The organism is Azospirillum oleiclasticum (genome assembly GCF_013423485.1).
In the GTDB taxonomy this organism is placed as follows: Bacteria; Pseudomonadota; Alphaproteobacteria; order Azospirillales; family Azospirillaceae; genus Azospirillum; species Azospirillum oleiclasticum.
This window is the reverse complement of record NZ_JABFFR010000041.1, coordinates 23019-44620: the sequence shown is the minus strand read 5'-3', so window position 1 is coordinate 44620 and position 21602 is coordinate 23019. Positions and strand designations below refer to the sequence as shown.

The window sequence follows — 21602 nt, the reverse complement described above, 5'->3', positions numbered from 1 at the left end:
GCGCCACCACGCGCCGTCCACCACAAGACTTCCGGAACGACCCGCATGAACCGACGCCCCGACGGGAGCGGCCGGCGGCCAGCATGGCCGCGACCGCTCCTTCCCGCCGCCGTCGCCCTCGTCCTGATCCTCGCGCTCACCGGCACCGAGGCGCAGGCGCACGCCGTCACGCAGGGCGACAAGGGCTACATCCAGGAGATCACCGGCGTCCACCTGATGCCCTTCGTCTATCTCGGCGCCAAGCACATGATGACCGGCTACGACCACATCCTGTTCCTGTTCGGCGTGATCTTCTTCCTCTACCGGCCCAGGCACATCGGCCTCTACGTCAGTCTCTTCGCGCTCGGCCACTCGACGACGATGCTGCTGGGCGTGCTGTTCGACACCAACGTCAGCTCCTACCTGATCGACGCGATCATCGGGCTGTCGGTCGTCTACAAGGCGCTCGACAACCTCGGCGCCTACCGGCGCTGGTTCGGCGTCCAGCCCGATACCAGGGCGGCGACCCTGGTCTTCGGCCTGTTCCACGGGCTGGGGCTCGCGACCAAGATCCGCGAGTACGAGCTGTCCCCCGACGGGCTGATCCCGAACCTCCTCGCCTTCAACGTCGGCGTGGAGATCGGCCAGCTGCTGGCGCTCGCCACCATCCTGATCGCCATGGGCTACTGGCGCCGCACCGCCAGCTTCCGCCGCCACGCCTACACCGCCAACGTCGCGATGATGTCCGCCGGGTTCCTGCTGATCGGCCATCAGCTGACCGGCTGGGCCGTCGCCACCTGACAGGGAACGCATCCATGCACATCATGAAGGGCCCGACCGCCGACGAGCTGCCGACCTCCGGCCAGCTCCTCCGTTCCACCGCCATCGCCGCCGCGACCGCCGCGGTGCTGCTGGTCACCGTCGTCCTGCCGGCCGAATACGGCATCGACCCGACCGGCGTCGGCCGCGTCATCGGGCTGACCGAGATGGGCGAGATCAAGGCCTCCCTCGCCGAGGAGGCGGCGGAGGACGAACGGGCCGCCCGCGAACGGCAGCAACGGCCGGCGCCGGACCAGCGGTCCGACGCCTCCGGTCCGTTCCTGCCGGCGCTGCTGGACCTGCTGGTGCCGCCAGCCGCCGCGGCGACGCTGCCGCCGGGCGTTCCTGCCGGCGCGACCCGCGCCGCATTGCCGGTGGCGGAGGCGGCGAAGTCGGACGAGACCACGGTGACGCTGCGGCCCGGTGAAGGCGCCGAGGTCAAGCTGGACATGCGCAAGGGCGCCAAGGCGACCTTCGCCTGGAAGGCCGAGGGCGGCGTGGTGAACTTCGACACGCACGGCGAACCGCACGACGCCCCCAACGACACGCTCAGCTACGAGAAGGGCCGCGGGGCCGCCGGCGACGAGGGCGTGCTGGAGGCCGCCTTCGACGGCAATCACGGATGGTTCTGGCGCAACCGCGGAAAGGAGCCCGTGACCATCCGCCTGCGCACCAGTGGCGACTATCTGGCCGTCAAGCGCGTGAAGTGAAGCCCGCCGGCCTCCGCCTGGGCGGTTCCGGGCGGAGGCGGGCCCCCGCGCGGAACGCAGAATGGACGATCTCGCCACCCTCGTTGGGCTGTTCCTGACCTCCCTCCTCGCCGCTACGGTCTTTCCGGCCCAGTCGGAGATCCTGCTCGGTGCGCTTCACATGTCCGAAACCCACACGAAGGCGGTGCTGGTGGCCGTCGCGACGGCGGGCAACGTGCTTGGCTCGGTCGTGAACTGGCTGCTGGGACGCTACCTCATCCACTTCCAGGACCGCCGCTGGTTCCCGGTGAAGCGCTCCCTGATCGACCGGGCCACCGCCTGGTACCAGCGCTGGGGATTCTGGTCGCTGCTGCTGGCCTGGGCGCCGTTCATCGGCGATCCGCTCACGTTGGTGGCGGGCATCCTGCGCGAGAACATCTGGGTCTTCCTGGCGCTCGTCACCATCGGCAAGGCGGTGCGCTACGTCGCCGTGGTGATGGCGGTGTGAGCCGTGCGCCCGGAGGGCCGGCATTCCCCCGGCCATCCGGGCGCGCATCACGCCAGTCCGGCCAGCCTCAGCGCCAGCCCGGCCGACGCCGTGACCGCCAGCGTCGGGACCACCCCCAGCCGCAACCGCAGCAGGCACAGCGCCGCCAGCAACGTCATCCCCAGCGCCGCCGGGTCCAGGCTGGAGGGCACCGGCAGCTCGACGGTGACCGGCCCGGCCTGGACGGCGTTGAGGCTCCGGAACAGGACCCGCAGCCCGAACCAGAGGGCGAGGTTGGCGACCACCCCGACCACGGCCGCGGTGATCGCCGCCAGGGCCCCCGACAGCAGGCGGTTGGCCTGCAACCGCTCGATCAGCGGCGCGCCGAGGAAGACGAAGGCGAAGCAGGGCGCGAAGGTCACCCACAGCACGAGGAGGGAGGCGACAACGCCCCCCGCCACCCCCGTCAACCCCTCCGGCGCCCGGAAGCCGGCGAGGAAGCCGACGAACTGGAGCACCAGGATCAGCGGGCCCGGCGTCGTCTCCGCAAGGCCGAGGCCCGCCAGCATCTCCGTCGCCGAAAGCCACCGGTAGCCCGCCACCGCGTCCTGGGCGACATAGGCCAGCACGGCGTAGGCGCCGCCGACGGTGACCACCGCCATCTTGGAGAAGAACCAGGCGAGGTCGGCGTAGGTGCCGCCGACCACGGCCGCCAGAACGGCCACCGGCGCCAGCCACAGCGCCAGCGCCGCGATGCCGGCCCGGCGCGCCCCGGCCGCCAGCCGGGCCGGACGCTCCGGGTCGGCCCGCAGCATCGCATCGATCAGGGCCGGGGCGTCGCCCGCCGCCTCGCCATGGCCGGGGGAGGCGAAGGCTCCGGGCGCCAGGGCGCCGACGACGCCCGCGGCCAGCACCACCAGCGGAAACGGAACCCCCAGGAGGAACAGGGCGGCGAAGGCCGCCGCCGCCAGCGCCCAGGCGGCGCGTCCCCGCAGCGCGCGCCGGCCGATGCGCAGCAGCGCCTGCACCACCAGCACCAGCACCGCGCATTTCAGGCCGAGGAACAGCCCGGCGACCACCGGCACGTCGCCGAGGGTGGCGTAGAGCAGCGACAGCGCCAGCATCACCACCGCGCCGGGCAGCACGAAGAGTAGCCCGGCCGCCACCCCGCCGCGCACGCCGTGCATGATCCAGCCCAGATAGGTCGCAAGCTGCTGCGCCTCCGGGCCGGGCAGCAGGGTGCAGAAGTTGAGCGCGTGCAGGAAGCGCCGCTCGCCCACCCAGCGGCGCTCCTCCACCACCTCGCGGTGCAGCAGCGCGATCTGCCCCGCCGGGCCGCCGAAGGAGAGCAACCCGATCCGCAGCCACAGCCGCAGCGCCTCGCCGAAGGACGGCGGGCGGGGAACGGCGTCCGCCGCCGCGGCGGGGGAGTGGCCGGTGGCCGGCGCCTCGGACACGGCGCCGTTCATGGCCGGCGCTCCGCGGTCGCCGGGTCCTGCGGCGATGGCCAGTTGTGCGCCTCCCCCACCGCGTCGCGGCACCAGCGGTAGAAGGCGTCGTAGAGCGTCATGCCGGCCTCCAGCTGGGCGAGGTCGTCGCGGTGCATGCGCGACAGGCCGAGCGAGGCGGCGAGCAGGCCGGCGGCCTGCGGGGCGAGGTCGAGCCGTGCGGTGTCGGCGCCGCGCACGATCGCGGCCAGCCGCTCCAGCGCCTCCGAGCGCAGGCCGAACTCCTCCAGCATCACGTCGAAGGTGCAAGCCTCCCCGCGGTGGCTCCAGAAGGCGCCCTCGATGTCGAAGGGAACGGCACCGAACCGTTCAGCGACGGCCATCACCTCGGACGGGGCGACGAACAGGAACACGGCCGCGGGATCGACGAAGCGCCGGATCAGCCAGGGGCAGGCGATGCGGTCGACCTTCGGCCGGACGCGCGTCACCCAGACGGTGCGGCCCCGGGCATCGCGCGGCGGCAGGGCGTCGGGCCGCACCAGCGGGCCGCCCGCCGCCGCCCAGGCTTCGAATCCGCCCTCCAGCGTCTCGGCGGACGCGCCGGCATGGCGCAGCCAGGCGGCCACGCCCTGGCTGAGCTTCAGGCCCCTCTGGCAGACGACGACCGCCCGCCGGCCGGCGAAGGCGGGCGCCCAGTCGGCAACCGAGCGGTGGTCCCGGCGCACCGCCGCCGGCAAACCGCGGGGATCGGCGCCGAAATCGGCGTCGTCGCGGACGTCGAGCACCGCCGGGGCGTCCGGCAGGCCGATCATGCGGGCGAGTTGGGCGGATGTGATGGTATCGGGTGAGGGCATGGCAGCGTCCTCTCCTCAAAGATGGGAGCACAGGACGCGACGCTTCGGCTGACGCCTCACGGGGAGATCGCGGTTGTCCCCTTGGGACAAGGGTGTCGGCGCACCCTGTCCGTGTCAAGGCCCCGCGTTCGGCCCATCCCCGGGACGGACCATCCGCGCCAGAAGGCCCGCCCGAGGAGCACCACCGGCATGAAGAACTCCAGCCGGCCCAGCAGCATGGCCGCGGCGAGGACCGTCCTCATCGCCGCGGCCATTCAGCCGAACACCAGCCCCCCGGGTCACGCCTCCTTGGGCGAGGCGCCCGGCTTGGCGAGGAGCCTGGTCGCCTTCCCGCCCTCCGCGATGCGGTCGGTGACGGCGAACATCACGCCGGAGAACACGAAGGTCAGATGGATCGCGACCTTCCAGCCAAGCTGCGCGTCGGTGTACTGGGTGCTCACCAGGAACGCCTTCAGCAGTTCCACGGCGGAGATCGCCACGATGGCGCCGATCAGCTTGAGCTTGAGGTCGGCAAAGCCGACCTTGCCCATCCAGGCCGGGCGATCCTCGTGACCGCCGATCCCCAGCTTGGACACGAAGTTCTCGTAGCCGCTGAAGATGATGATCAGCAGCAACCCGGCGATGAGCGCGGTATCGACGAGGGTGAGGATGGCGATCACCGCCTCGTAGTCGGACGCTCCCCAGACGCCGAGCACCAGCGCCAGCAGCGTCTTGGCGAACTTGACCAGCAGGACCAGGATCGCAACGATCAGGCCGACGAAGAACGGAGCGAGCAGCCAGCGGCTGGCAAAGATCATCCGCTCCAGCCGATCTTCCATGCGCATGAGGTTCACGTCTTCAAACCGACAATCCGCACCGGGCAATCAGAAGCGACCGTCCTGCGATGGACAGGCTCGTCCCCTGAGCGGTGCCGCGTTGACCCGGGCATCATTGGACCTCGCGGGAATGGGCCGGCCGGCGCGTCCACGCCGGCCAGCCACGGGCGTTCACAGCTCCTCGTCCTCGCCGAAGCCGCCCTCGTCCCAGGCCGACGGCTCGGCCTGCGGCTCCTCGGCGGGCGGCTCCTGCGCGGCGGCCTCGTCGCCCGCGAAGGCGCTGGCGAGCGCGCTGCCCAGCAGCATGCCGCCGGCCACGCCCACCGCCGTCTGCATGGCGCCGGCCATGAAGCCACCGCCCGGACGCGGCTGGTGCGGGTTGGCGTAGGCGGCCACGCGCGGATCGCCGTGGGCGGGCGCCTGCGGCTGTTGGCCCCAAGGCGACGCGCCCATGCCCGTCCGCTGCGGCGCCGGAGCCGGGGCGGCCGGACGGCCGCCGCCGAACAGGCTGCCGAAAAGGCCGCCTCCGCCCGCCGCGGGCCGCTCGCGCTGCTGGCGCTCCAGCTCCTCGACGCGGGCCTGCAGCGTCGCCAGTCCCTGCTCCATCATCACGATGGACTGGGCCATGATGTAGGGGGCGGCGGGCTGGCGGGCCACCTGGTCGCGGATGTAGGCCTCGGCCTGCGGGTCGCGCGGGCCGGACTGGGCTTCGGCCTGGCGCAACTTGCCGAACAGCTCGTCGATGATCTGGCGTTCGGTCGGATCCATCCTGTTCCTCCTTTTCCGGTGACTGTACCCATTGTCGGGCTCACGCCTATCTGGTGCGCTGACCCAAAATACGAAGCGCCACATCAAAGAAATTGATGAGGCCAGTGTAAAGTGAAAACGCGTTCATGATTGCAGCTTTTGGCTCAGGCATGAAGCCGAACTGCAATCTGTATTGTTCCCTCAGCCGCCGGGCCTGGAGCGCGGTGAGCGCGGCAACGCCGACGGCGATGATGGTGGTGAGCGCGAACTGCGGTCCGTCGGCCCCCGCCGCGACGGCGCCGAGGCTCGCGATGACGGTGGCGATGGGACCCATGGCGAGAAACGCGGTTTCCTCCGACAGATCGACGTCGGCGATCCGGCTCCACAGCCGGGTCGTCGCGAACAACGCGGACAGAATGAACAGGACGCCCGCCTCGTGCGGCCCGTCGACGCTGGGGAACAGGGCGGCCAGGGCCAACCCCACCGCCACGCTGAAGCCCAGGAAGGCGCTCCAGAGGACCGCCGTGGACCAGCGATCCAGACGCCACCACAACAGAATCAGGAACGCGAAGGGGGCCAGCACAGCCACCCACCTCAGGGATGATCCCGCAAGGAACGCGGCAAGCGACGGCGTGACGGATGCGGCCAGCGCCGCCACGCCGCCGGTGCCGAACCCGAGCGCCATCGTGTGGTAAACGTGCAGGGTGTGGCGGTGCAGAGCCTTCCGGAACACCGCCGGGTCGCTGGTGTCGGCCGGCCGGCCGGCGAGGCCGAAGGTGCCCGCCCCGATGGCTTGTCCGGAGGATCGGGTGCGCCGCGCGATCAAAGGGAGGGTTCCTCCGGCCGCGCGCCCTCGGCCATCTCCAGCAGATCCCCGGTCGGCACGCGCCCGCAGAGCGCGTAGGCGTGCGGACCGATGCGCCAGTGGACAATCGACACGCCCCCGACCGTGGCCGTCTGCGGTGGGCTCGTGGCGCTGTCCGGAAGCTCCGCGGCGAACAGGGTGACGCGCTCGCCCTCCGGCGTGGCGAAAATGACCTGCGCCGCGCTCCCCTCGTCCCACGGGACGATCCGCACGCCCAGCCTGAACAGCCGCTTCGGAAAGGCCGGGATCGGCGCCGTCGCTTGGGCGCCTGCGGCCTGGGACAGGCGCGGGGCGTCACCGCCGCCGGACGGGCCGTGGTCGGCGAACGCGCGATGGGCGTCCATTGCTTCGTCGGCGAACACCGGCAGCGGCGCCGGGTCCGGCGTTGCACCGCCGACCCAGCCATGCGCGCCCCAGCCCACCGCCAGGAGCAGCGCTCCCGTGAGGATACGGGCCAGGGCGCCACGCCCCGCTGCCGCAGTGCGCTGGCCGGCGCCGCGCCGCGCGGGGGCGTCGATGCCGAGGGCCAGACCGATCTCGTGCCGCTGCTGCAGGTCGCGCATGACCCGCGCTGCCAGCGCCGGGTGGCGCGCCAGATAGCGCTCGACCTCGATGCGGCGTTGCGGATCGAGCTGCTCATCGACGTAGGCCAGCAGGTCGTGTTCGTCGATCGTCGCGGTCATGCCGTCACCTCACCAGACGGAGACGCGGGCGTCCGTCGTCCGGCACGTCGCCCGCCGTGTGCTCGGTCGCCCGGCGAAGGGCATCGCGCGCCCGCGCCAGGCGCGACATCAAGGTTCCGACGGGAATGCCGAGGCCGTTCGCGGCCTCCCGGTAGCTCAGCCCGTCGATCGCCACCAGCGTCAGCACCAGGCGCTGGTCCGGGGGCAGGCTCGCGAGCGCGGCCATGGTTTCGCCCAGGTCGACGCGGGCGAGCTGCGGCGGCAGGCACCAGCCGGAACCGCCGCCATCCATCGCCTCCCGCACCGCCAGCTCGATCTTCTCCCGCCGCCGGCGCGAAGCGTGCGCGTTGTGCAGGATGGTCATCAGCCAGCGGCGCAGGTCGCCGCCTTCACGCCACGTCCGGGCACCCGCCAGGGCCCGCACCACCGAATCCTGCACGAGATCCTCGGCATGGTCGGGGTTGCGGGTGAGGCTCAGCGCGTAGCGGCGCAGCGCTTGCCGGTGTCTGGCGACGTCCATCCTGCCCTTCATGCCAATGACGAACTCGTCCGCATACGCGCGAAAGCCGTCCGTAATCCATCTCTCCGGAAAAATTTCCAGCTTCGGTTTGCCGTTTCGCAGTGCCAAAGATCGGGCCGAGCCTTGGCCTGGAGCGTTCATCGATCCGTGGCCCCCGTCCCGCCTTATTGGACGGGTGAACCGGAGGAGGGGGCGTAGGGACGAATGACCGTACTGCTGTGCATGGCGCTCGTGGCCGGATTCTCGGTCCTGCTGGTCTTCGCGGTCAATCTCCTGGTGATGGCCGTGCTCGCCCACCGCCATCGCCCCCCCATTGTGGCGCCCCTGCCGCCGGAGGACCGGCTGCCGGCCGTCTGCGTCCAGATCCCCGCCTACAACGAGCGCCACGTGATCCGCCGGGCCATCACGGCCGCGGCGGCCCTCGACTGGCCGGCGGACCGCCTGTCGATCCAGATCCTCGACGACAGCACCGACGACACCACCGCCATCGCACGTGCGGAGGTGGAGCGTCTCGCGGCGGACGGGGTGGACATCCGCCTGATCCGCCGCGGCGACCGGACCGGCTACAAGGCCGGCGCGCTGGCTCACGGCCTGACGCTGACCGGGGCTCCGTTCGTGGCGGTGCTCGACGCCGACTTCGTGCCTTCTCCGGACTTCCTGCGCGCCTGCATGGCGATGCTGCTGGCGGACGGGCGGCTGGCCTTCGTACAGACCCGCTGGGGACACCTCAACGCCCGTGCGAATCTGCTGACCCGCCTGCAGGCTCTGCTGCTCGACGCGCATTTCCGGATCGAGCAGAGCGCGCGTGCCGCCGCCGGCCTCATCCTCCCCTTCAACGGCACCGGCGGTGTCTGGCGGCGCGCGGCGATCGAGGCGGCCGGGGGCTGGGAGCACGACACGCTGACCGAGGACCTGGACCTCGCGGTGCGCGCGCATCTCGCCGGCTGGCGCGGAGCCTGGCGCCCCGACGTCGTGGTTCCCGGCGAGTTGCCGGAAACCTTGACCGCCTGGCGCACCCAGCAGTTCCGCTGGGCCAAGGGCTTCGCGCAATGCACGCGGAAGCTGCTTCCGCGCCTTTGGGCCGGCGACCTCCCCACCGGCCGCAAACTGGCGGCGACGCTGATGATGGCGAACGGGGCGGTGTGGCCGGCGACGGTGCTGGTGATCCTGACGAGCCTGACCCTCGCCGCGGCGGAGCTGACGCCGCCCGTCGCCGTCGCGCTGTTCGGGATGGCCGCCGGTGGGCTGGGCCTGCTCGCGACGGGAACGGCGCTGGTCGCCGGCCGGGATCGCGCCGCCGACCCGCTGGCCGCGCGCACGCTGCTGCTGCTGCCCGCCGTCATCGGCCTCAACGCCGGCCTGCTGCTGTCCAACACACGGGCGGTGTTCGAGGGGCTGGCCGGCCGGTCATCGGCCTTCGTGCGGACGCCCAAGCGCGGCGGTGCTGCCGCCTGCGCCTACCGCACGGGCGATGACTCCGGCTTCCCGGAGCTGGCGACCGTCGGAGCCGCCACCGCGCTCCTGGCCGGCAACGCGGGCTGGTACTCGCCCCTGCTGTTGCTGTCTCTGGCGGGGCTCGGCGCGTCCGGCGTGGCGCTGGCCCTGGAGCGTCTGCGCCGTCCGGCCGCGCCATGACGCCGGATGGCCATCCCGACCGGCGCCCCCCTGCCCGGCGCCTGCCGTCACGACGCGCCGGGCGCCGCACCGACCAACGACAGGATCGCGTCGCCGGCCACCAGCACGGCGACCGTCATCCCGGTGACGACCACCGCCCCGGCCGCGAGCGACGCGGCGATGATCACGCCGTCGCGCTGCAGCAGGCCGAAGGCGATGCCGGCGATGCACAGGGCGGGCAGCAGGTTGCCGAAGGGGATCGGCAGCGCGATGATGACGGCCAGGAGCAGGCAGGCGAGCCCCAGCGCCCGGCCGGCGCGCGCCATGCCCTGCCAGCGCGGCCGCGACACCCGCTCCATGCGGCGCAGGATGGGGACCGCCTTTCCGGCCACGGCACGGAACAGCCCGGCGTCGATGGAGCGCCGGCGCAGCCACTCCGGCAGGCGCGGGTCGGCGCCGAACAGGGCCGCCTGCGCGGAGAGCACGATGAGCGGCACCGCGATCACCGCGGAGATGCCGGCGATCGGCAGCGGCAGGGCTTCCGGCAAGGCGAACAGCAGCAGCACGAGGCCGAAGGCGCGCGAGCCCGCCGCGTCGGTCATCTCGCCGATGGTGATGCGCCCGCCGGCGCACCGCCCGGCAAGCGTTTCGATGATGCTGGAAGCCGGTGCGTTCTCCGTCATTTCCGGGCGATCCGTCATGGTGGCAGGGCGCACCCACAGATGTGGCATGATTCCGCCGCGTCAATCCCGCCACCCCGCCGGCTCGCCGATCGTTCCATGACGCCCGACCGACACCCCACACCCGGATGCCCCTGATGGATTACATCGCTCAACTGGCCGCCGATCCGGCCGCCTGGGTCGCCCTGGCGACGCTGATCGTGATGGAGGTCGTGCTCGGCATCGACAACCTGATCTTCATCTCCATCCTGACCAACAAGCTGCCGGAGGCGCAGCGCGCCCGCGCCCGGCGCATCGGCATCGGCCTGGCGCTGATCCTGCGGCTGGCGCTGCTGGGCACGATCGCCATCATCGTGCAGCTCACCGAACCGGTGGTCAGCCTGTTCGGCCACGGCTTCTCCTGGCGCGACATCATCCTGATCGCCGGCGGACTGTTCCTGGTGTGGAAGGCCACCAAGGAGATCCACCACAACGTCGATCCCGACCCGGGCCCGGACCTCTTCGACAGCGGGGGGGTCTCGCTGGGCTTCTCCGCGGCGATCGCGCAGATCCTGGTCCTCGACCTGGTGTTCTCGATCGACAGCATCATCACCGCGGTGGGCATGACCGAGCATGTGCCGATCATGGTCATCGCCGTGGTGGTGACGGTCGCCGTGATGCTGCTGGCCGCCACCCCGCTGGCCAACTTCATCCAGGCCAACCCGACCGTGGTCATTCTGGCGCTGGGCTTCCTGCTGATGATCGGCATGACGCTGATCGCCGAAGGCTTCGGCGCGCATGTGCCGAAGGGTTACATCTACGCGGCCATGGCCTTCTCCGCCCTGATCGAGGCGCTCAACATGCTGGTCCGCCGCTCCAGGCGGCGGCCCGGCCCCGACCACGGGCGTCCGCACTGACCGGGCCGCAGTCCCCAACTTGGAAGGAACCCATGCTCGCGTTCGAGATCGCCATCATCGTCGCGCTGACGCTCCTGAACGGCGTCTTCGCCATGTCGGAGCTTGCCGTCGTGTCCTCCCGCAGGGCGCGGCTCCAGGCCATGGCCGAGGACGGCAATCATGGCGCGCGCGCGGCGCTCCGCCTGATCGACGAACCCGGCCGCTTCCTCAGCACGGTGCAGATCGGCATCACCATGGTCGGCGTGGTCGCCGGTGCCTTCGGCGGCGCCACGCTGGGTGACCGGTTGGGCCGGTGGCTCGACGGCATTCCGGCGCTGGCCGGCTATGGGGAGATGCTGGGCGTCGGCGGTGTGCTGGTGCTGATCACCTACCTGTCCATCGTCCTGGGCGAACTGATCCCCAAGCGCATCGCCCTGAAGAACCCGGAACGCACCGCGTCGCTCATCGCGCCGCCGATGCGGGTGCTGTCGCGGGTCGCTGCGCCCTTCGTCTGGCTGCTCGGCGCATCCACCGACCTGCTGCTGCGCCTGCTGGGGCTGCATGGCGCACGCGAGGAGACGGTGACCGAGGAGGAGGTCCGCTCGATGATCTCGGAGGGGACGCAGACCGGCGTCTTCGCCCCGGCCGAGCGCGACATGATCGACGGGGTGCTGCGACTGGCCGACCGCACGGTGCGCACCATCATGACGCCGCGCCCGGACGTCCGCTGGCTCGACATCGCCGACACGCAGGAGGTGCTGCTGGCCGAGATCAGGGCCGGCCATCATTCCCGCTACCCGGTCTGCCGGGGCGAGCTGGACGAGATCCTCGGCGTGGTCCACACCCGCGACCTGCTCGACCGCGCCGTGCGGGGCGAATCCTTCGACCTGGAGGCCAGCGTCGAGAAGCCGCTGATCGTGCACGACGGCACACCCATCCTGAAGCTGCTGGACCTGATGAAGACCACCGGGCTCCACATGGCGATGGTGGTGGACGAGTACGGCAGCATCGAGGGGGTGGTGAGCATCACCGACATCCTGGAGACCATCGCCGGCGACATGCCGGAGGCCGGCGAGGCGCCTGAGGAGGGGGCGGTGCGCCGCGAGGACGGCTCATGGCTGGTGGAGGGCTGGATGCCGGTGGACGAGTTCGAGGACCGGGTGGGGGTGCGCGGCCTGCGCGGGGCCGGCGACTTCCACACCATGGCCGGCTTCGTGCTCAACCGGCTGGGCCACGTGCCCAAGGCCGGAGAGGCGGTCGAGTTCGGCGGCGCGCGTTTCGAGGTGGTGGACATGGACGGGCGCCGCATCGACAAGATCCTGGTGGTCCCGGCAACGGACCCGGTGTCCATTGAGGCGTCGTAGGAGCGGTCAGCGACCGCCGGCGCACATCAGGGCCGCCCCCCCGGTGCCGGCAGACACTCAGGCGGAAACCCGGGAGCGGATATGGCGGGCGATGCGCTTGCCCATCCGCACGCACGGCCAGACGACCCACGCCTGGAGAAGCGCACCCGCCGCACCCAGCGCGCACGCCCCGGCCATGCCGACGGACACGGTCGGGGAGCCTTCCATCAACACCGCATCCGAAACCCCGGCCGAGGCGGCGGCGAACAGGAACAGCGGCTGCCTGTTGACGACGATGGCGAGAAACACGACGACAGCGCCCGTGAGCGGGCTGGCGACGGCCGCGATGAAAACACCCAGATGCTCGATCAAAGGCCCGAGTGCGTCGTGCGGCGGCATGGTCGGTCAATCCTGGAAAGCCATCAGCATACACAAATATCAGGTCCAGTCGCCGGTCGTAAGCGGGACCGGATGGCACTGGATCAGGTGTTGACGGCCGGCGTCCAGTTCCACGGCAGCAGGTCCGGGAGGAGGCTGGCGGGGGGCCTGCTCGCCATGCGCTCCAGGATGTCACGGAGATAGGCGAAGAGCTCGACGCCGTTGAGCTTGCAGATCTGCACCAGAGAGGCGATCACCGCCCAGCGATGGCCGCCTGCCTCCGAGCCCGAGAACGGGTTGTTCTTTCTGCCAAGTGCCATTGCCCGTCCATTGTGCCCATGTCGGGCAGGATGTTGACGTCCATTATCGCTGGCAACGGCTGCTTGGCCGTCATGTCCGGAGGCCTACTCATCAGCGGCAATCCGTAGAGGTGGGTTGTGAAGCCTATCCGCGAGATACCTCGTCGCTGCCATTCATTCCCCCCGGATACAGGAGCAGGATCACAGTGTTGCGCACTGACGCTGTACCCGCGTCAGCAACCTGATAGCGGGGATGATCAGTTGAAGCGCAGCCCGAACAAGCCACCGGTCTCCGTGGCATCCGTCAACTTCGTCGGATTGACGAACGCCTGCACATCGAACCCAGGCCGGAACCCATCACGGGGAAGCGCGTCCGAGTTCATCGTGACGATGTACTGATAGCCGACAGCGGCCGCGTGGTCGGCACCGAGTTGAAGCGCCTTGGCGACCTGCCGCTCGTCCACGCCATCGAAAAGATGGCTGTCATGAACCAGAAAACCAGGCCCGAACCCGCGTCGAGCTTCTCAAAGCGGGCGCCAAATCGTGAGGGTGACCGGCTTTCCGATTGATCGTGTGATCGACCAGCGATGGTTGCAGGACGGTGTTGAACCGCGTCGAGGAATCCGTCATCCTAGGAACGGCTGATCCGGCCATGCCGTCCACATTGGCGCAGCCCGAGGGCAGGAGTGTGATCGCGACCCGGAGCCTTCCAGGTGCGCGCGGGCCTAGTGGACACGCCTCTTCAAGCACCGCCGGAGTGGTTCACATGCGACTCTATTTCTCCGACTTCAACCGGCCCAAGGCGGCTGCAAAGCTGCTCGTCCGCCACGCGCACCATGTGAAACTATCAGCTGCACAAGAGGCGGTCGCAGGCGCGATCGGTTACCGCGACTGGCACGATATGATCTCGTCCAAGCCGGCCAGCCCGGTGCCTGCCACGCGGATAAATCTCGAACAAGCCAAGTGCATCATCCTCTCGCTCGCAGACAGGTTGGCGGCCGATCATGGCGACGTACAGTATGCGCTGTCCAAGTCCCGCTTGCTGGGTGATTTGACACTCGACGAGGCCCTCAGGCTCCGCGCAATGATTTGGCGTGATCGGTTCTTCGGTCCGCCCGGGCGCGGCAAGGCTGGCACCATCGTCCGGGTCAAGGCACCCGGCTCGAACAGAACCCCGGCCTATCTGAAATCGATGGGACGCCCCACGCACCTCTTCTACGATACGGGCTACAGCATATGCGCTGATTTCGAAGTCGTGACCCCGAGGGTGCCGCTGGAGGATTTCGCGCCGAGCCGCCTATGGCTGCCTTATGGCTACTGGACGCTCAAGGATGGTTCCACCGTCACCTTCGCCCGGGACTACAAGCCATTGTGGCGTGTCACCGGTGGCGGGGTCACGCGCCTGGATCCATGGCTTTGGATTCGCGGCATCGAAGAAGAGACCCATTTCTCGACGCTGGCCGGCACGATCGCTTGGTCACACGGTCCTGCCCGAACGCTGGCGCTCGATCATCTCGCGCATAACCGGTTGTTCGAATTGCCACGGCTGCTCGACGCACTGCCCGATCTGTTCGAGCCCGACATCGACTCGATTTCCGGGGCCGTAGAGCGCATGCGAGAGCGCTCGGAACAGCTGGCAGCCTAACAACGCCGCTTCTCGGCCTCTGCCGGCGGAGCAGCCTTGCGGAGGCTCAGTGCAACGTCGGTGGGGGCTCGAGCAGGCCGGGTACCGGAACCCGGCTTTTCAACAACCATCGGCGCGCAGCCGCCGATCCGGCTGTCCAGGGTGACGGATTTACGAAGAGCCGGCGATCCGCGTCGACGGATCGCCGGAACGGCGGCGCTCAGGCGCCGCTGTCGCCGAAGCGCCAGACCGGGATGCCGAGGCGCCGGGCCTTGTCGGCGAGGTTGGCGGCGATGCCGGAGCCGGGGAAGGCGACGATGCCGATGGGCAGCGCCTCCAGCAGGCGGTCGTTGCGCTTGAAGGGAGCGGCCTTTGCGTGGCGCGCCCAGTCGGGGCGGAACAGCACCTGCACCACCTTGCGGTGCTCGGCCCAGCAGGCGGCGATGCGCTCGGCCCCCTTCGGGCTGCCGCCGTGCAGCAGCACCATGTCGGGGTGCTTGGCGCGGACCTTGTCGAGCACCGCCCAGATGCGGTGGTGGTCGTTGCACTCCACGCCACCGGTGAAGGCGATGCGGGGACCGGCCGGCAGCAGCGGCTCGGTCTCCGCCCGCCGCTTGGCGGCTAGGAAGTCACGGCTGTCGATCAGCGACGCCGTCAGGGTGCGGTGGCTCACCAGCGAGCCGGCGCGCGGCCGCCAGCCGGACCCGGTGTGGAGCTCGAACAGCTCGGCGGCGTGGTCGCGGAAGGCCTCCATGGCGGTGCGGCGCTCGATCAGCGTCAGTCCCTCGGCCAGCAGCCGCTCCAATTCGACGGAACGGATTTCCGAGCCGTCCTGTTCGCGCTGGCTTCGCTTCTGGGCATCCTCGTTGTCGTCGAGCTCGCGCTGGACGCGGTCGGCGGCGCGGTGGAACAGGCTGACGGTGGACCACAGCAGGTCGGCGAGGTCGGGTTCCAGGCGGGTGTCCGCCAGGGTGGAGACGAGGGCATCGAAGACGTCCGCCAGGGCGGCACGGATGGCGGTCTCGTCGGGCAGCGGCCGGGGATCGGGGTCATCCTGGAAGGGCCGGTGGCCGTAGAGCTGGAGTTCGGTGAGGGCGTGGTCGGTGGGGGAGGACGCGTGATGAAGCCCGGCGGCGGCGGTCTCGGTGATCATGGCGGTGGCCCTTCGGCTGGAGGATCGGCCGCGTCCATCGCGGCCTTCGTGGCGATCCCCCAGTGGCGGGCGGGGCGGGTCCGCACCCTCTTGGGCCGCAGCGCCAGCGGAGGACGGCGGGGGGCGGCTTTCTTGCCGCGCGAGGAAGGCCGGCTTGCCGGCCGGGGAAGAAAGCCGGCCCCCGCCGTTGCGGAACCGGCCCGGCTGCCACCCGATCGCCCGCTGGAAGGCCGTGGCCGCGGCCTCCCGCCGGCCGGACCCGGCATCCGCCTGCGCCGACCGGTGCCCGTCCGCCGAGGCTCAGGCTCCCCACCGCCGGCCGCCGCCCATCCGGAAGCGCGCCACATCCTCCGGGGCGAGCTGTGCCCGCAGATGCGCCCGCAGCGCCGCCTGTCCGAACGCCAGCAGGTCGTCGTTGAGGTCGCCCAGCACCGGTGCAAGGACCAGCGCCTCGATGCCGAGGGCCTCGGCGCGGCGCCCCAGGCGCTCCACCGCCCGGCGTCCGGCGGCGTCGTTGTCGCGGGCGACGTAGAGGCGGCGCAGCGTCGGCGGCAGACACAGGGCGGCGAGGTGGCCGGCCGACAGCGCGGCGACCATGGGCAGGGCCGGCAGGGCGGTGCGCAGCGCCAGCATGGTCTCCACGCCTTCCCCCGCCGCCAGCACATCGCGGGCCACGCCGAAGCGGACGCCGTTGCCGAGCAGGTAGCCCAGCGCCCGGCGCGGCGAGGACATCGCCGCCTTGCCGCCACCGGACGGGTCGAGCCAGGTGCGCTGCACGCCGGTGAGGCCACCGTCCAGACCGGTGACCGCGGCGATCAGCGCCGGGCCTCGGGCGAGCCCGTCACCCCCATCGCGGTACCAGCAGCGCGGCTGGAAGCGCAGGCAACCGAGGGTCCGGACATTCGTAAATCCGCGGTTGCGCAGATACGCTTCGGCCAGCGTGCCGGCGAGCGGCCGGGAGCGGGCGAACAGGCAGCGGGCGGCCCCCGGTGATCCGACGGGGGCTGGAGGCTCCCACCGCGGTTCCGTTGGTGCCCGCGGCGAACCGAGGAAGACACGGGCCTCGTCGAGCACCGCGGCCAGCCGATCGAGACCGCGGTTGAGCCCGATGAGGTCGAGCAGGTCGCCGTGTTCGCCGGTGGCGGCGTCGGCCCATCTGCCAACAGCGCCCCCTTGCAGCCGGACGTAGAGGCTCTCCCCCGGCGTGCCGTGGACGTCACCGACCCGCCAGTATCGCCCCTGCCGCCGCCCGAGCGGCAGGTAGTGGCGGCACACCGCCTCGGCCTCCCGCGCGAGGCGCTGCGCCATCTCCGACGCGGCGGACATGGCGCTATGCCCCCTCACGGCCCCGTCCGGTCGACGACACGGAGCAGCGGGTGGCGGGCCAGCAGGGCGGCGAACACCGCCGGCCCGCGCTCGCCCACCGGCACGAACAGCCGCAGCGTCCAGGCGATGATCTCGGACATCGGCCCCAGCGCCTTCAGCCGCTCCACCATGCCCTCGGTGAAGCCCGACAGCTCGATCCGGTGGCCGCCCATCGCCGTGACCCGGCGCAGCCGCAGCCCGTCGGCGAGATGCAGCACCGCCCGTCCCTCCAGCACCAGGGTCCAGGCCTGCTCTGCCGACGGCAACGCTGCGTCACCACCGCCGAAATTGCGTTCCACCTCGGGCAGTGACTCGGGCGCCACCACCCGGCCGATGATCCGCTCACCGTCGTCGGTCTGCAACCGCACCACCCGCAGGTTCGTGTCCGGCAGATGCCGCCACACCGGCAGCAGCAGCCCGGTCACCACATGCAGGGTGCTGGTGGAAAACTCCGGCACCGCGGCGACCTCCGCCTCCCAGGCGGCGGCGAAGGCCTCCGGCCCGGCCGGGCGCCAGTGGCTCTGCGCCAGCTCGGCCACGGTCACCGTCAGGCGCTCCATCGGCCGCAGCAGGCGCACCCGGCGCTCCACCGTGCCGTCGTCCAGCATCAGCCCGGCGGCGGGCACCGCCACCGCCGCCCGGCCCGAGCGGGCATTCACCAGCAGCCGCGCCTGCGGCGCGGATCCTGTCTCCAGCGCCCCCTGCGGACCCATCGGCCGGTTGCGGTCGCGCCGGGCCAACCTGAACAGCCGGGTCTCCGCTCCGGTCGCCGGGTGGGTGTAAAGGGTTCGCCGGTCCGTCACCGTGACGCTGTCGGCCACCAGCGTCTCGACGCCGCGGTCGTAGATGCCGGACGCGATGGCGCCTTCGATCTTCGCGGCGAGCAGCTGCTCGAACACGGTGAACAGCGTGTTCTGCAAGCCGATGGTCAGGGCCAGCAGCCGGTTGAGGAAGGTGGTGATCGGTGGCAGCTCCTCACGCAAGGTCCCGTCGCGGTCGCTCAACGCCAGCCCGGTCGCCGCCTCGAAGTCCCCCAGCGAACAGCCGTCCACCTTGCCGGCGTGCAGCAGGCCGTAGAGCTGGCGAAGCGCGGCACGGGCATAGACGGATTCCAGGTTGTCGTCGGCACGGAACAGCCCTTGTCCGCCGGTCTGGCGCTGGCCGCGGGTGATGGCACCCAGGGAGTCGAGCCGGCGGGCGATGGTGGAGAGGAAGCGTTTCTCGGCCCGCACGTCGGTGGCGACCGGGCGGAACAGCGGCGGCTGCGCCTGGTTCGTGCGGTTGGAGCGGCCCAGCCCCTGGATGGCGGCGTCGGCCTTCCATCCGGCCTCCAGCAGATAGTGCACCCGCAGCCGCTGGTTCCTGGCGCCGAGATCGGCGTGGTAGCTGCGGCCGGTGCCGCCGGCGTCTGAGAAGACCAGGATGCGCTTCTCGTCGTCGAGGAAGGCCCGGGTTTCGGCGAGGTTGGCCGAGCCGGGGCGGCTCTCCACGGCCAGCCGATCGTCCCCACCAGGATCGGTCTTGCGCACGATGCGCCGCGAGCGGCCGGTGACCTCCGCCACCATGCCGGCGCCGAATCGCTGGACGATCTGGTCCAGCGCGCCCGGTACCGGTTCCAGCGACGCCAGCCGCTCGATCATGCGGTCGCGCCGCTCCACCGCCTCGCGGCAGAGCACCGGCTGGCCGTCCCGCCACACCGGGCGCGACGACAGGGTGCCGTCGGCGTCGGTGATGGGTTCGTGCAGCTGGGTCGGGAAGGAGTGGGCGAGGTACTCCAGAACGAGCTCGCGCGGCGTGACGTCGATCGACAAATCCTCCCACTCCTCGCTGGGGATGTCGGACAGGCGGCGTTCCATCAGCGCCTCGCCGGTGGAGACGAGCTGCACCACCACGGCGTGGCCGGCGGCAAGGTCACGTTCGATGGACTTGAGCACGGTCGGCGTCTTCATGGCGGTGATCAGATGGTTGAAGAATCGCTGCTTGGCGCTCTCGAAGGCGGAGCGGGCGGCGGCCTTGGCCGCGCGGTTCAGGGTGCCGGCGGCTCCGGTGACGTTGGCGGCTTCCAGCGCCGCGGCCAGGTTGGCGTGGATGATCTGGAAGGCCGCGGCGTAGGCGTCGTAGATGGCGACCTGCCCCGGCGTGAGGCGGTGCTCGACCATCTCGTAGCGGACTCCCTCGAAGGACAGCGAGCGGGCGCTGTAGAGGCCGAGGGCCTTGAGGTCGCGGGCCAGCACCTCCATGGCGGCGACACCACCGGCCTCGATGGCCTGGACGAACTCGGCGCGCGTGGCGAAGGGGAAGTCCGAGCCGCCCCACAGGCCGAGGCGCTGCGCGTAGGCAAGATTGTGCACGGTGGTGGCGCCGGTGGCGGAGACGTAGAGCACGCGGGCGTCCGGCAGGGCATGCTGGAGGCGCAGGCCGGCGCGGCCCTGCTGGGACGGGGTGCAGGGACCGCCGTCGCGGCCGAAGCCGGTGGTGCCGCCGGCGTTGCGCAGGGCATGGGACTCGTCGAAGACGATGACGCCGTCGAAGGCGCGGCCAAGCCAGTCGACGATCTGCTGGACGCGCGTCACGGCGCCCTCGCCACCGCCGCCGCGCAGGGTGGTGTAGGTCGTGAAGAGGATGCCGCGCTCCAGGATGATCGGCACACCGGGGCGGAAGCGCGACAGCGGGGTGACCAGCAGAGGCTCCTGGCCGAGCGCCGACCAGTCGCGCCGGGCGTCCTCGATCAGCGTGTCGGACTTGCTGATCCACAGCGCCCGCTGGCGGCCCTTGAGCCAGTTGTCGAGCAGGATGCCGGCGACCTGCCGGCCCTTGCCGGCGCCGGTGCCATCACCGAGGAACCAGCCGCGGCGGAAGCGCACCGCGTCCTCCGCATCGTCCGGCGCCGCCGAGACGACGTCGAAGGTCTCGTCCACGGTCCAGGCACCGGCGAGATGGCCGGCGTGCGCCTCGCCCGCCAGGATGACGCTTTCCAGCTGGGCGTCGGAGAGGGTGCCGCCGGTGACCAGGGTGGCGGGCAGGTGCGGGCGGTAGCGGGGCTTGGGCGGGGCGACCGCGGCCATGGCGGCGGACTGAACCAGCGGCGTCGGGTGCGGCTGAGCGCCGGGGATGGCGATGGATTGCAGCGCGTAGGGCTCGTAGAGCGCGGCGGTGAGGCAGGCTCCGGCCTCCGGCGTCCAGTCGCGCGGCTCGTACTCCAACTCGGTGACCGCCGGACCGGACACTGGCGTGCACACCGTCGGCACAGCCGCCGGCCGGCGCTCGGGTCGTGCCATCGAGGAGCGGGTCAGCACCGGCAACGGAGCCGCTGCCGACGAGGAAACGGAAGCGCGCGGCGGTACGCCGCGCCGGACCCAGTCCAGCAGCGTGGCGACGTCGCGAGCCATGCCCGGTGAAACCGGGAAGACCGCCGGGTTGTCGGCGGGCACGCGGTCGATGACGGTCAGCCGGGTGTCCACCGTGGTGCCGTGGCGGGCGTAGACCCGGCCATCGATGGCGGCGGAGAAGACGACGCTGCCCCGCTCCTGCAGGCGCACGAAAGCATCCCGCCACGCCGGATGCTCGGGCGCCAGCCCGGCACCGGTGACGGCGACGAGGCGCCCGCCCTCGGCCAGACGCGCCAAGGCCGAGGCGAGGTGGCGGACAGCGGCGTCGGCCACCCGGCCGTCCACCGCCGCCAATGCCGAGAAGGGCGGGTTCATCAGCACCACCGTCGGCCGGATGGTGGGGACGAGATGGTCGTGTATGTTGGCCGCGTCGAAGCGGGTCACCGGGGCGCCGGGGAACAGGTGCTCCAGCAGGCCGGCGCGGGTGTCGGCCAGTTCGTTAAGGACAAGGTTCGTGCCGGCCAATTCGGCGAAGACGGCGAGCAGGCCGGTGCCGGCGGAGGGCTCCAGCACGCGGTCGGCCGGGGTGAGCGCGCCGGCGGCGGCGGCCACGCCGGCCAGCGGCAGCGGCGTGGAGAACTGCTGCCGGGCCTGGCTCTCCTCGGAGCGGCGGGTCTGGCTGGGCAGCAGCGCCGCCAGCCGCTCCAGCATGGCCAGGAACGCCGCCGGGCTGGCTGCGCGGGCCCGCATGGCCGGGCCGAAGCGGCGCAGGAACAGCACCTGCGCCGCTTCGCCGGCGTCGTAGGCCAGCTTCCAGCTCCAGGCACCCTCGGCGTCGGAGCCGCCGAACGCCGCGGTCATCGCGGCGCGCAGCGTGCCGGCATTGATGGCCCGGCCGCGTTCGAGGGTGGGCAGCAGCCGCTCCGCGGCGGCGAGCAGGGCCGCCGCGGCGTCCACCGACGGCGGAGGACGGGTGTCGGCAGCAGGGGTTCGGCGGTCGGCGGTCAGGGTCATGGCGGAGGGTCCGGGAGAGCGG

General features: G+C 71.4%; 19 protein-coding genes and 2 pseudogenes. 7 read left to right on the top strand and 14 right to left on the bottom strand.

Annotated elements, in window-relative coordinates; genetic code table 11:
- The first annotated feature begins 45 nt into the window (after positions 1–45).
- The 3 genes from HL658_RS30560 (at position 46) to HL658_RS30550 (ending at position 1995) form a co-directional block, all read left to right on the top strand.
- Positions 46–780: a HupE/UreJ family protein gene (locus HL658_RS30560; RefSeq protein WP_180283624.1), complete on the top strand. Its 735-nt coding sequence runs from the start codon at positions 46–48 to the stop codon at positions 778–780.
- Positions 781–794: 14 nt separating this feature from the next.
- Positions 795–1508, top strand: coding sequence for a transmembrane anchor protein (locus HL658_RS30555; RefSeq protein WP_180283623.1), 714 nt, complete (start codon positions 795–797; stop codon positions 1506–1508).
- Positions 1509–1569: 61 nt separating this feature from the next.
- Positions 1570–1995, top strand: a complete 426-nt coding sequence (locus HL658_RS30550; RefSeq protein ID WP_180283622.1) for a YqaA family protein — start codon at positions 1570–1572, stop codon at positions 1993–1995.
- A gap of 47 nt (positions 1996–2042) precedes the next feature.
- Here the strand turns inward: HL658_RS30550 and chrA are convergent, their stop codons facing one another.
- From chrA to HL658_RS30515, 7 genes are all read right to left on the bottom strand, one after another.
- Positions 2043–3443 carry a chromate efflux transporter gene (chrA, locus tag HL658_RS30545; RefSeq protein ID WP_180283621.1) on the bottom strand — a complete coding sequence of 467 codons (1401 nt, stop codon included), beginning with the start codon at positions 3441–3443 and terminating at the stop codon, positions 2043–2045.
- Positions 3440–4276: a chromate resistance protein ChrB domain-containing protein gene (locus tag HL658_RS30540; RefSeq protein ID WP_180283620.1), complete on the bottom strand. Its 837-nt coding sequence runs from the start codon at positions 4274–4276 to the stop codon at positions 3440–3442. Before HL658_RS30540 ends, chrA begins: the two co-directional genes overlap by 4 nt.
- Before the next feature lie 278 nt (positions 4277–4554).
- The gene (locus HL658_RS30535) at positions 4555–5100 is read right to left on the bottom strand and encodes a TIGR00645 family protein (RefSeq protein ID WP_246338060.1); all 546 of its coding nucleotides are present in this window, start codon (positions 5098–5100) and stop codon (positions 4555–4557) included.
- 162 nt (positions 5101–5262) lie between these two features.
- Positions 5263–5859 (bottom strand): DUF2076 domain-containing protein, encoded by a 597-nt coding sequence (locus HL658_RS30530; RefSeq protein ID WP_180283619.1) that lies wholly within the window; start codon positions 5857–5859, stop codon positions 5263–5265.
- 46 nt (positions 5860–5905) lie between these two features.
- Positions 5906–6664, bottom strand: a complete 759-nt coding sequence (locus HL658_RS30525; RefSeq protein ID WP_180283618.1) for a Bax inhibitor-1 family protein — start codon at positions 6662–6664, stop codon at positions 5906–5908.
- Positions 6661–7386 (bottom strand): anti-sigma factor family protein, encoded by a 726-nt coding sequence (locus tag HL658_RS30520; RefSeq protein WP_180283617.1) that lies wholly within the window; start codon positions 7384–7386, stop codon positions 6661–6663. Before HL658_RS30520 ends, HL658_RS30525 begins: the two co-directional genes overlap by 4 nt.
- A 4-nt stretch (positions 7387–7390) precedes the next feature.
- Positions 7391–7906, bottom strand: a complete 516-nt coding sequence (locus tag HL658_RS30515; RefSeq protein ID WP_281378917.1) for a sigma factor-like helix-turn-helix DNA-binding protein — start codon at positions 7904–7906, stop codon at positions 7391–7393.
- A gap of 204 nt (positions 7907–8110) precedes the next feature.
- On the opposite strand from HL658_RS30515, the gene HL658_RS30510 reads away from it, so the two are divergent.
- Positions 8111–9541: a glycosyltransferase gene (locus HL658_RS30510; RefSeq protein WP_180283615.1), complete on the top strand. Its 1431-nt coding sequence runs from the start codon at positions 8111–8113 to the stop codon at positions 9539–9541.
- 47 nt (positions 9542–9588) lie between these two features.
- Here the strand turns inward: HL658_RS30510 and HL658_RS30505 are convergent, their stop codons facing one another.
- On the bottom strand, positions 9589–10203 hold the full coding sequence (locus HL658_RS30505; RefSeq protein WP_180283614.1) for an exopolysaccharide biosynthesis protein: 615 nt from the start codon (positions 10201–10203) through the stop codon (positions 9589–9591).
- A 134-nt stretch (positions 10204–10337) separates the two neighbouring features.
- On the opposite strand from HL658_RS30505, the gene HL658_RS30500 reads away from it, so the two are divergent.
- Together HL658_RS30500 and HL658_RS30495 are read left to right on the top strand one after the other, a co-directional pair.
- On the top strand, positions 10338–11096 hold the full coding sequence (locus HL658_RS30500) for a TerC family protein (protein ID WP_180283613.1): 759 nt from the start codon (positions 10338–10340) through the stop codon (positions 11094–11096).
- A gap of 32 nt (positions 11097–11128) precedes the next feature.
- On the top strand, positions 11129–12439 hold the full coding sequence (locus tag HL658_RS30495) for a hemolysin family protein (RefSeq protein WP_180283612.1): 1311 nt from the start codon (positions 11129–11131) through the stop codon (positions 12437–12439).
- A 57-nt stretch (positions 12440–12496) separates the two neighbouring features.
- On the opposite strand, the gene HL658_RS30490 is transcribed toward HL658_RS30495, so the two are convergent.
- The 3 genes and pseudogenes from HL658_RS30490 to HL658_RS30480 all read right to left on the bottom strand — a co-directional run.
- Positions 12497–12817: a hypothetical protein gene (locus tag HL658_RS30490; protein WP_180283611.1), complete on the bottom strand. Its 321-nt coding sequence runs from the start codon at positions 12815–12817 to the stop codon at positions 12497–12499.
- 83 nt (positions 12818–12900) lie between these two features.
- Positions 12901–13122: pseudogene (locus tag HL658_RS30485) on the bottom strand (transposase domain-containing protein); the annotation flags it as partial.
- Positions 13123–13352: 230 nt separating this feature from the next.
- Positions 13353–13598: pseudogene (locus tag HL658_RS30480) on the bottom strand (DUF2326 domain-containing protein); the annotation flags it as partial.
- Positions 13599–13861: 263 nt separating this feature from the next.
- Here HL658_RS30480 and HL658_RS30475 point away from each other — a divergent pair.
- Positions 13862–14740 carry a hypothetical protein gene (locus HL658_RS30475; RefSeq protein WP_180283610.1) on the top strand — a complete coding sequence of 293 codons (879 nt, stop codon included), beginning with the start codon at positions 13862–13864 and terminating at the stop codon, positions 14738–14740.
- Positions 14741–14939: 199 nt separating this feature from the next.
- On the opposite strand, the gene HL658_RS30470 is transcribed toward HL658_RS30475, so the two are convergent.
- The 3 genes from HL658_RS30470 to HL658_RS30460 form a co-directional block, all read right to left on the bottom strand.
- Entirely contained in the window at positions 14940–15872 is a 933-nt protein-coding gene (locus HL658_RS30470; RefSeq protein WP_180283609.1) for a DUF2493 domain-containing protein, read from the bottom strand.
- Between the two features lie 300 nt (positions 15873–16172).
- Positions 16173–17198, bottom strand: a complete 1026-nt coding sequence (locus tag HL658_RS30465; protein ID WP_180283608.1) for a DUF7146 domain-containing protein — start codon at positions 17196–17198, stop codon at positions 16173–16175.
- A 14-nt stretch (positions 17199–17212) separates the two neighbouring features.
- Entirely contained in the window at positions 17213–21580 is a 4368-nt protein-coding gene (locus HL658_RS30460; protein WP_180283607.1) for a strawberry notch family protein, read from the bottom strand.
- Between the last annotated feature and the right edge of the window lie 22 nt (positions 21581–21602).

Coding starts and splice junctions, on each gene's coding strand:
- HL658_RS30560 (WP_180283624.1), top strand. CDS start 46: ATGAACCGACGCCCCGACGGGAGCGGCCGGCGGCCAGCATGGCCGCGA.
- HL658_RS30555 (WP_180283623.1), top strand. CDS start 795: ATGCACATCATGAAGGGCCCGACCGCCGACGAGCTGCCGACCTCCGGC.
- HL658_RS30550 (WP_180283622.1), top strand. CDS start 1,570: ATGGACGATCTCGCCACCCTCGTTGGGCTGTTCCTGACCTCCCTCCTC.
- chrA (WP_180283621.1), bottom strand. CDS start 3,443: ATGAACGGCGCCGTGTCCGAGGCGCCGGCCACCGGCCACTCCCCCGCC.
- HL658_RS30540 (WP_180283620.1), bottom strand. CDS start 4,276: ATGCCCTCACCCGATACCATCACATCCGCCCAACTCGCCCGCATGATC.
- HL658_RS30535 (WP_246338060.1), bottom strand. CDS start 5,100: ATGCGCATGGAAGATCGGCTGGAGCGGATGATCTTTGCCAGCCGCTGG.
- HL658_RS30530 (WP_180283619.1), bottom strand. CDS start 5,859: ATGGATCCGACCGAACGCCAGATCATCGACGAGCTGTTCGGCAAGTTG.
- HL658_RS30520 (WP_180283617.1), bottom strand. CDS start 7,386: ATGACCGCGACGATCGACGAACACGACCTGCTGGCCTACGTCGATGAG.
- HL658_RS30515 (WP_281378917.1), bottom strand. CDS start 7,906: ATGGACGTCGCCAGACACCGGCAAGCGCTGCGCCGCTACGCGCTGAGC.
- HL658_RS30510 (WP_180283615.1), top strand. CDS start 8,111: ATGACCGTACTGCTGTGCATGGCGCTCGTGGCCGGATTCTCGGTCCTG.
- HL658_RS30505 (WP_180283614.1), bottom strand. CDS start 10,203: ATGACGGAGAACGCACCGGCTTCCAGCATCATCGAAACGCTTGCCGGG.
- HL658_RS30500 (WP_180283613.1), top strand. CDS start 10,338: ATGGATTACATCGCTCAACTGGCCGCCGATCCGGCCGCCTGGGTCGCC.
- HL658_RS30495 (WP_180283612.1), top strand. CDS start 11,129: ATGCTCGCGTTCGAGATCGCCATCATCGTCGCGCTGACGCTCCTGAAC.
- HL658_RS30490 (WP_180283611.1), bottom strand. CDS start 12,817: ATGCCGCCGCACGACGCACTCGGGCCTTTGATCGAGCATCTGGGTGTT.
- HL658_RS30475 (WP_180283610.1), top strand. CDS start 13,862: ATGCGACTCTATTTCTCCGACTTCAACCGGCCCAAGGCGGCTGCAAAG.
- HL658_RS30470 (WP_180283609.1), bottom strand. CDS start 15,872: ATGATCACCGAGACCGCCGCCGCCGGGCTTCATCACGCGTCCTCCCCC.
- HL658_RS30465 (WP_180283608.1), bottom strand. CDS start 17,198: ATGTCCGCCGCGTCGGAGATGGCGCAGCGCCTCGCGCGGGAGGCCGAG.
- HL658_RS30460 (WP_180283607.1), bottom strand. CDS start 21,580: ATGACCCTGACCGCCGACCGCCGAACCCCTGCTGCCGACACCCGTCCT.